We start from the raw sequence: 8,710 nt of genomic DNA on the forward strand, positions 1-8,710 counted from the left end.
AGATGAAAAAATAGACTTAGAAAAAATTGTAGAAGTAAAAATGCAAATTGAAGAACTAAACAAGGCATTAGCTACACTGACAAAAGAAGAACGAGATTTAATGGAAGCTATCTTCTACAAAGAAGAAAGTCTAAGATCAATCAGCAGAAGAGAGAAAGTTACACATCAAGCAATCAGTGGGAGGAGGGATAGGATTTTAGAAAAACTGAGAAAGATTTTAGAAGATAAAATCTAAAAACTTGGAAAGGTTAAGTGTCAAAAAAAGGTGCTTAACCTTTCTTTATGGAAACAAGGAGATACCAAAACGGAGGAATGAAAAATGAAGAAAGAAAAAACATTACAGGAAGTACAGGAACAAATGTTTGAACTACAGAAAGAAAGAGAAAAGTGCGATGTAAAGCTGAAACAATTACAAAATCAAGGTAAGAAATTAGAAAAACTTGCAAATGAAAAAGAGAGAAAAAGAAGAAATCACAGGCTTATTCAAAGGGGCTTGATAGTAGAAAGGGTAATTGAAAATCCTCTAATATTTACCAATGAGGAGATAGAAAAGCTATTAAACATCTCTACTCACACAGAAGAATACAGACAAGCCTATGAAGAAATGATAAATTGGAAAGATATAGAAGATGAAATAGACAATGAGTATACAGAATAAAAAACCTTAGTTTTTTCAGAAGCTCCCTGCAAGGGCAAAAAGCTCCGCAGGACGCAAAGCACCCTTTAGGGTGTATAATTGCGCCCTTAGTAAACTAAGGGATTTTAGCAAGTCTTTGAAAATCCAAAACCTAATAAAAACATACGGATAAAGCAGATAGGAAAAGATACAAAAAATAACCCGTCTGCTTTTTTCTTTACCTGAAAACAAATAAAAAAATGAAAGGAGTTTAAAAGTGGCAGAAACATTTCACTTTAATATTTCAATGATAAGCAGAGGAAAAAGTAAATCGGCAGTTGCAAGTGCAGCATATATCTCTTGCGAGAAAATCAAAAATGAATGGGACGGAGAAGTTCATGACTATCACAATAAAAAAGGACTTTTACATTCAGAAATTTTCTTGCCGGAGAATGTCCCCATAGCATTAAAAGATAGAACTACCTTATGGAACAGCGTTGAACTAAATGAGAAAGCAAGCAACGCACAGCTTGCAAGAAACTTCATTATCGCTTTACCAAAAGAATTATCTTTTGAAGAAAACAAGAAACTCATTACCGACTTTATACAGGAAAATTTTGTATCAAAAGGAATGATAGCAGACCTTGCAATCCATGATAGAACAAGTGAAGATAACAACAATATACATGCTCATATTATGACTACCCTTAGACCAATCAATGAAAAAGGAGAGTGGCAGGCAAAAAGCAAAAAAGAATATGTAATTGATGAAAATGGAGAAAAGATAAAACTAAAAAGCGGGAACTACAAAACAAGAAAAGTAGAGCTGACAGACTGGAACAATAAAGGAAACGCAGAGAAATGGAGAGAGAATTTTGCAAGACTTTGTAATCAGTATTTAGAAAAAAATCATCAAGAAAAGAGAGTGGATCATCGTTCCTACAAAAGGCAAGGGATAGAAGAAATCCCAACCATTCACATGGGAGCAAGTGCCAGTGCCTTAGAGAAAAAAGGAATCGAAACCGACAAAGGAAACATCAACAGAGAAATAAAAAAACATAACTCTTTAGTAAAAGCTATCAAGAACAAGATAAAAGAAATCACTTCTTGGATAGACTCTTTACTTGGAAATCTGCAAGCAAAATACGATGGGTATAAACAGACCAAGAAAGATGAACTGGAGAACAAAGCAGAACTCTTTAACCTTTATGAATATATTTCTATCTACAACGAAATACAGGGAGAAAAAACAAAAAATCTATCCTACTATGGACAGATAAAAAAGGGAAATGCAGACCTAAAGAGATTTGTAAAAGCAATCTACTATCTAAAAGATAATCATCTTCAAACCATAGCAGACCTACAAGAAAAAGTTTTTGAACTGGCAAAGCAAAGTAAAAAGATAAGTGAAGATATTCAAAGCAAAACCCAAAGAATAAAGGAGTTAAATCGTTGCTTTATTTGTGCAGACATCATCAAAGAAAATAAGGCGGTATATCAGGAATATAAAGATAAAACTTTTCTTAAAGATAAATTTTACAATTCACATAAAGATGAAATTGAAAACTACAAAAAAGCAAGAAAGACTATAGAAAAATTTACTGGAACATCAGCTATAAAGTCGAGTGATTGGCAGAAAGAAATATCAAGCCTTGAAAAAGAGATACAAGACTTAACTGAAGATAAAGCTAAAGTTCAAGACGAATTTAAGCAGATAGATCATATCAAATATGCAGTAAAGATTGTGGGTGACGAGTATGGAATAGATTTATCTATAGAGATAGACAAGGCAATTAAGAGGGGAGATAAACCAAGTGTAATTGCACAACTGAAAAAATTTCAAGAGCAAGAGGAAAGAAAGGGTCAGTACAAACAAAAAGCAAAAGAAAAGGCTAAAGAAAATTATAAAAATAAAGGGGAGGAAAGATAAAAATGGCAGACAACAGAAGATACTATTGGTTAAAATTGAAAGAAGATTTTTTTACAGATAAGAGAATCAAAAGGCTAAGAAAAATATCAGGAGGAGATACCTATACAATCATTTATCTTAAATTGCTTTTACTTAGCTTAAAAGATAGTGGGAAGCTGTATTATGATGGAGTAGAAACAGACTTTATCAAAGAGCTTGCCTTAACGATTGATGAAACGGAAGATGATGTAATGGTTATAGTAAATTATCTTGTAGCACAAGGATTGATGGAGATAATTACAGAAAATGACGAGTATTTTTTAACAGAAATTCCAAGTCTTATAGGTTCAGAAACAGCTTCTACAAGGCGTTCAAGAAAATCGAGAGGACAAAAAGCGTTGCAATGCAACACTGGTGCAACACCTTGCAACCTTTTGCAACAAAACTGCAACGGAGATATAGAGATAGATAAAGAGATAGATATAGAGTTAGAAAAAGAGGGGGAGATAGAAAAAATATCCCCCAACCTTTATGGAGAATATAAAAATGTTTCCTTAACCGATGAAGAATATGGGAAGTTAAAGGATAAAATGCAAGGTCATAGGGAAGAAATGATAGAGAAGCTGTCAACCTATATGCAAAGCACGGGAAGAAACTATAAAGATCATTATGCGACCTTAGTTCATTGGTATGAGCAAGATAAAGGTAAATTAAAAGAAAGCCATAAATCAAAAGTATATACCTTTGAAGATTATGACAAGGGGGAACACTTGTAGACCTCGTATAAGACGGTGGAAAGGTGTTTTTAGAGCGTTAATGATAAAATAGGTATCAGACTATAGCTAAGTGTAAAATAGGGCTTAAAATTGCAGTATGAAAAAAATATCGTATTTATGATAAAATGATAGTGATATGGTAATAAACTCAGTTATAAGGAGAGGATATATAAATGCGAATTCAATTTACTGTAACCGATGAAGAACTTGAAATTTTAACTAAAAAAGCAATAGAGGGAGGTTTCCCAAGCGTTACTGAATATTGTAAGTGTAGCAGTTTACAAGAAAATACAAGCTATGCTGACCTATATACTACCTTATTAAACAAAATTAGCTCTTTACCGAAGGGCAAAGAATTTGTTTTGAGAGAGTTAATCGCAACACCGCCGGCATTGATTGGCAGATGGTTTTATGAAAATGTAAATAAGAGACTTGTAAAAAATGTGGAACACATCGGAAAAGCTGAAGGCGGAGTAGAAAAATATAAAAGAATTTAGATAATGTTGGAGGTGCATTTCATGGCAGAAGAGAATAAAGAGATAGTTATTGTAGATGATAAAACTATACAAGAAAAAATATATCTTATTCGTGGGCAAAGAGTAATGCTTGATGCAGATTTAGCTGAAATATATGGTTATGAAACAAAAAACTTTAATAGACAGGTGAAAAACAATATTGAGAAGTTTGAAGGCGAAGATTTTATGTTTCAACTGACCGAGAATGAATTTGAAAACTTGAGGTGCAAAAATTTCACCTCAAGTTGGGGCGGTTCAAGATACTTACCAAATGCCTTTACAGAACAAGGTATTTATATGCTTATGACGGTATTAAGAGGTGAACTTGCGATTAGGCAAAGTAGAGCCTTAATTAGAACATTTAAGCAGATGAAAGACTTTATAATCGAAAATCAAGATTTTATTAGCTCAAAAGAATTGGTACAAATAGCAGTACAGACAAATCAAAACACAAAGGATATAGCTGAAATAAAGTCGCAAATGGCTACAAAAGAAGATTTGAAAAAGGTTATGGATAATTTTATAGATCCGGACACATACAAGCATTTCCTTTTAATGAACGGAGATAAGATTGAAGCAGATGTTGCCTATACCAAAATATATAAGTCTGCAAAGAAAAGTATTTATGTGATAGACAACTATATAGGCTTGAAAACCTTAGAATTATTAAGGGCTGCAAAAGACAATGTTGAAATTATAGTCTTTAGCGACAATGTGAAAAACAAGGATATGCTGACAAAAAATATCCTAAACGATTTTAGAAAAGATTACCCTAATATCAATCTGAAGATGAAAATTGCAGGTAAAAAGTATCACGATAGATATATTGCCATTGACTATGGAACAGACAGTGAAGCCTTTTATCTTTGCGGAGCTTCATCAAAAGATGCAGGAAATAAAATATCAAGTATTACAAAGATAGAGGAATCTTCCAAGGATATGTATCATACGATGTTTGGCGGAATGCTGAACAATAAGGATTTGAAAATTTAATATGTAAATGGTAAAGCGTTATTAAATGAATAGCTACAAGACTTGTGAAAGGCGGTAGAAATAAAACTCTATCGTCTTTTTTTGATTGCAACTAACAGGAGGGAAACTAATATGCACGAAAATAAAAACGAACAAAATACAGGAATAAAGACCATAAAGAAGATTGGAAAGGCAACTTATGAGGTTGTTGTCCATTTTAATGAAAATGCGACTGAAACTATGCAAGATAAATTGAAAAGGATAATGCTTAGGGAAATGGAGCGAGAAAAAGATAAAAAACCCCATAAAAATGATTAGAAAGTCCTTGACAAGTTGTTACAGGAAAAACAGCAAAATCTATCCTTATAAGCTGCGGTGCAAGGCTTGCTCCATTCGATATTCAAGAGCTACGGAACTTGATGAGTGAAGATGAACTTGAGCTTGATATTCTTGGAGATAGAAAGACGGCACTCTTTGTCATTATCTCGGATACTGATGAGACCTTTAACTTTGTAGTCTCAATTATGTACTCGCAGCTATTTAACCTACTTTGCGATAAAGCAGATGATGTTTACGGTGGTAGACTTCCAATTCATGTAAGGTGTCTACTTGATGAGTTTGCAAACATCGGCTTAATTCCTAAGTTTGAGAAACTTATAGCCACAATCAGAAGTAGAGAGATTTCAGCAAGTATTATCTTACAGGCACAATCACAATTAAAGGCAATCTACAAGGATAACGCTGATACAATCGTAGGTAACTGTGATAGTACCTTGTTTCTTGGTGGAAAGGAGAAAACAACACTTAAAGAACTTTCTGAAACACTTGGAAAAGAAACTATTGACCTATATAACACATCAGAAACGAGATCTAATCAAAAGTCTTTTGGACTGAACTATCAAAAAACAGGTAAGGAGCTTATGAGTCAAGATGAAATAACAGTTATGGACGGTGGGAAATGTATTTTTCAGCTTCGAGGTGTCAGACCGTTTTTATCTGACAAATTCGATATTACAAGGCATAAGAACTACAAGCTCCTTGAGGACTATGACAAGAAGAATGTATTTGATATAGAAAGATATATTAAGCGAAAAGGCGAAGTAATATTAAACGGTAGCTCTATAATTAATAGGGTTGACATTTGATGCAAAATGTAGTACAGGAGGTGAAAAATTGCTGTTTATATGATATAATTATATAGAATGTAAAAAGGAGGGGTTTAGATTGACTTATATTGTAAAGTCATCTGAACGCCTACGTCCTGCCGCCTCCGAGACTGAAACTAAAGCATTACTTTATCTCATGAATTTTAGAGAAGATAGTGACGAAGTATATTACTTTGTAGTTGATTTTTTTAACGATTTAACTGGAATGTGTAAAATGGCGGATAAGATGTGGGATGTTCAGTCAAAAGGAGCTAAAAATTCTTCACCAAAGATGATAGGAAAGGAACTTGTTACTCTTTATAAAAATTATTTGAGTGACTTTGAGTTTTCTTGTTTTATCTTATTTTTAGGTGGAGTAAGTAATACAGTTAGAATAGATAATAACATTAATAGCTTTGATGTTTCTAATGTGGAAGTATCTGCATTAGAAAAGATAATAGAGGGATTAAAAGAAGAGTGCAAGAGTAAGACATATATTAATGACGCAGAAATTACTGATGATAGAATCAATGATTTTTTAAGCAAAATTTACTTTGTTATAGATGACAAAGAAAAAAGCGAATATGTAAAAAAAATAATTAGATTAAATCCTTTAATTATCCCGAAGGATGAGGTTTTAGTTGCAATTTTTAATGAAATAATGAATACACAATCGGGTAAGAAGAATAATAGAATAGTTGAAGATATTACACTATCGCTACCAAACGACGCGATTAGTTATGGTAGACATTTAACCGTGACAGAAATCAAAATATTGGTATTAAACAGAATTTTAACTCAAGAAGTAGTGGGTGGGAAGTTACCTATTTCATTCATTCCTATTTATTCTAAGTATCCTGAAGAAAATCGAAAAAATTTACTTGAAGACTGCCAATTAGATTTTTCAAAAGCATTATTTGATACATCCTCACAAGATGATTATTGGAAGTTATTTGAAGAAGTATATAGATTGATTACAAATAATCCAAATGATGATATAAATGAAATCTTTAATAAATTAGATAAGGATTTGAAAAATCGTTGTCGTCATTTTAATGTACTGTCTCTTAAGTACTTTATTTCTAAAATAAAGGACGGACTAGAATTATGATGATAAAATCAATTTTTATTGGAAACGCAACAGAAGCTTTTCTAGAAGACAAATTTAGCGAAGGATTTAATATTTTATATAGTGATGATAACAACAAAGGTAAAACAATAGTTATCCAATCAATATTATACTGTATGGGAAATAATCCGGTATTCCCATCTTCTTTTGATTATGAAGAATATTACTTTATTTTAACACTAGAATTGGATGGAGAGCTCTTTGATATATGTAGACGAAAAAATAACTTTGTTATTAAAAAGGATCATGAAATTTACGTGTTTGATAACATCTCGGAGTTCAAATACTATTGGGATAAGAATATACATAAGTTACCAATAATAGTAAAAAATAGTAGGGAAAGGCTCGCGGATTTAGAACTATTGGTACAGGTGTTTTTTACTGGTCAAGATAAAAAAGTCACTCATGATATTATTAATAGTGGTTGGTTAAAAAAGGCTGACTTCATTAATATGTTGTACTCAATGTATGGAATAGATAATAGTTTTGATTTGAATCAAAGTATTGAAGAATTAAAAAATAGAAAGAGTAAACTAAAGACGGAGAAAGATAATCTGTTAAAAAAGAATAAGATATTAAAGAAAAACAATATTGCTTTAGAGACTTTAAGTTATACTAATAAACAGCTAGCATTAGATGAAAAATTAAGAGAAGTTGAGATAACTAAAGAGTTAATCACTTTCTTAAACAGAGATTTAAATAATGCAATTAAACGTAAAACAAAAAATGAGTTGGTTATAAAAGAATTAAGATCGCTGAATAGAACTATGAATGTTGGTCAAATTTCTTGTATGGACTGTGGCTCAAATCATATTTCCTATGAAAGTGCAGAAGCAGAGTTTAATTTTGATATTTCAACTTCAACGATGAGATCTCAAATTATAAAATCAATTGAAGAAAAAATTGAAATTTATAGAGAAGAAATTAATCGTTTATCAGCTGAGATAACTGTTCAACAAAAGAAAATGAATGATATTTTAGAGACAGAAGATGTCTCTCTTGAAGAATTATTAGTTGCAAAGATTAACTTGAATGGCACACAAGATGATGATAAAAGATTAAGTGAAATTATGAAAGAAATTGAAAGCATTGATGGACAGGTTGAGTTGATTTCATCTAAGAGCGAATCTAGTAATGAAGAGTCTAAGATGGTATTAGAGCGAATTGTTAATGAAATGAACTCATTCAATGAATATATTGACTTTTCAGTTACGGATAAATATATAGATATTTTCACTTCAAAAAATAAAACTTACTCTGGGAGCGAAGGAACACAGTTTCATTTAGCAAGAATGTATGCTTTTGCAAAAGTGTTGATGCACGATTATCCAATAGTCGTAGATTCATTTAGAGCGGAAGATCTTTCTACTGAAAGAGAGCAGAGAGTTTTAGATAAATTTTTTGAACTTAAAAACCAAATTATTTTTACAACGACACTTAAAGAAGAAGAAAATTTGAAATATGAGTCAATTAACGGAGTAAATGATATCAATTATAGTGACCATCAAAACTATAAAATGCTACAACAAACTTATGTAAATGATTTCATAGAAAAATTACATTTAATGTCAATTAAAATAAAATAATCAAATAATTTGGGTTCTATGTCAAATAACGTTGGTGATAATTTAAATCAATAAAATCTATT

At 31.6% G+C, this 8,710-nt stretch carries 9 protein-coding genes and 1 pseudogene; all 10 read left to right on the forward strand.

All coding sequences use genetic code 11. The features are described 5' to 3' along the window. A partial coding sequence (locus HMPREF1639_RS05765) for a sigma factor-like helix-turn-helix DNA-binding protein (RefSeq protein WP_036764347.1) occupies positions 1-235 on the forward strand: 235 nt, incomplete at its 5' end. Positions 236-319: 84 nt separating this feature from the next. Next, positions 320-658, forward strand: coding sequence for a DUF3847 domain-containing protein (locus HMPREF1639_RS05770; protein ID WP_036755144.1), 339 nt, complete (start codon positions 320-322; stop codon positions 656-658). Positions 659-893: 235 nt separating this feature from the next. Next, positions 894-2,546, forward strand: a complete 1,653-nt coding sequence (mobQ, locus tag HMPREF1639_RS05775) for a MobQ family relaxase (protein ID WP_000852176.1) — start codon at positions 894-896, stop codon at positions 2,544-2,546. A gap of 2 nt (positions 2,547-2,548) precedes the next feature. Further along, positions 2,549-3,301 (forward strand): phage replisome organizer N-terminal domain-containing protein, encoded by a 753-nt coding sequence (locus HMPREF1639_RS05780; RefSeq protein WP_000774839.1) that lies wholly within the window; start codon positions 2,549-2,551, stop codon positions 3,299-3,301. Between the two features lie 173 nt (positions 3,302-3,474). Continuing rightward, complete coding sequence (locus tag HMPREF1639_RS05785) at positions 3,475-3,798, forward strand: hypothetical protein (protein ID WP_001222545.1); 324 nt, start codon at positions 3,475-3,477, stop codon at positions 3,796-3,798. 21 nt (positions 3,799-3,819) lie between these two features. Then, positions 3,820-4,809 carry an ORF6N domain-containing protein gene (locus HMPREF1639_RS05790; RefSeq protein WP_000797008.1) on the forward strand — a complete coding sequence of 330 codons (990 nt, stop codon included), beginning with the start codon at positions 3,820-3,822 and terminating at the stop codon, positions 4,807-4,809. A 111-nt stretch (positions 4,810-4,920) separates the two neighbouring features. Next, positions 4,921-5,106 carry a transposon-encoded TnpW family protein gene (locus HMPREF1639_RS05795; RefSeq protein ID WP_002842105.1) on the forward strand — a complete coding sequence of 62 codons (186 nt, stop codon included), beginning with the start codon at positions 4,921-4,923 and terminating at the stop codon, positions 5,104-5,106. Positions 5,107-5,117: 11 nt separating this feature from the next. After that, positions 5,118-5,933: pseudogene (locus tag HMPREF1639_RS05800) on the forward strand (VirD4-like conjugal transfer protein, CD1115 family); the annotation flags it as partial. Between the two features lie 79 nt (positions 5,934-6,012). Next, positions 6,013-7,044, forward strand: a complete 1,032-nt coding sequence (locus tag HMPREF1639_RS05805) for a hypothetical protein (RefSeq protein WP_036764351.1) — start codon at positions 6,013-6,015, stop codon at positions 7,042-7,044. Beyond that, complete coding sequence (locus HMPREF1639_RS05810) at positions 7,041-8,648, forward strand: hypothetical protein (protein ID WP_036764353.1); 1,608 nt, start codon at positions 7,041-7,043, stop codon at positions 8,646-8,648. Before HMPREF1639_RS05805 ends, HMPREF1639_RS05810 begins: the two co-directional genes overlap by 4 nt. Positions 8,649-8,710: the final 62 nt, after the last annotated feature.

The organism is Peptostreptococcus sp. MV1, from assembly GCF_000758885.1.
Lineage (GTDB): Bacteria > Bacillota > Clostridia > Peptostreptococcales > Peptostreptococcaceae > Peptostreptococcus.